The organism is Streptomyces hokutonensis (assembly GCF_000376565.1).
GTDB lineage: Bacteria > Actinomycetota > Actinomycetes > Streptomycetales > Streptomycetaceae > Streptomyces > Streptomyces hokutonensis.
The window spans coordinates 1-581 of record NZ_BARG01000176.1 but is presented as its reverse complement, the minus strand read 5'-3'; the positions used below and the strand labels follow the sequence as shown (position 1 = coordinate 581).

Sequence of the window (581 nt, the reverse complement as noted above, 5' to 3'; positions counted from 1 at the left end):
GGAAAAGGATCACCTCGGCGATCTCCCGCGGGCTCGCGAGCCGGCCGAGCAGGGTGGTCTTCGCGACCTGCTCGGCACCCTCCTCACCCATGGCGGCCAGGACCATGTCGGTCCGTGTAGGACCTGGCGCGACAGTGTTCACGCGCACGCCGGCCGGACTGAACTCGGCCGCCCAGGTGCGCGTCAGCGACTCCAGCGCGGCCTTGGTGGCGCTGTAGACGGACAGCCCGGGCATGCCGATCCGGGCGGCCATGGTGCTGACGTTCACGACGCTGCCGGAACCCTTGGCGATCATGGCGGGAACCAGGGCGGCGGTGAGGAGGTACGGGGCGCGGACGTTGGCGGCGAGGGCCTGGTCGAGCGTGTCGGGGTCCTGGTCCACGGTCGGCGCCCCGGGGAAGATCGCCGCGTTGTTGACCAGGATGTCGACGGGGCCGGCCTCTCGGCGAGGTGGCGCAGCGCGGCCGGGTCGGTGAGGTCGGCGGCGACGAAGCGCGCCGTGCCGCCGGCGTCCAAGATCGACCGTACGGTCGCGGCTCCGCGTTCGGCGTTGCGGCCGGAGACGATGACCTCGGCGCCGG

General features: G+C 72.8%; 1 protein-coding gene. It reads right to left on the bottom strand.

The features are described 5' to 3' along the window. Positions 1–382: SDR family NAD(P)-dependent oxidoreductase (locus tag SSP08S_RS58035; RefSeq protein WP_019076054.1), on the bottom strand; the 382-nt coding region annotated here is incomplete at its 3' end. Positions 383–581 lie beyond the last annotated feature (199 nt).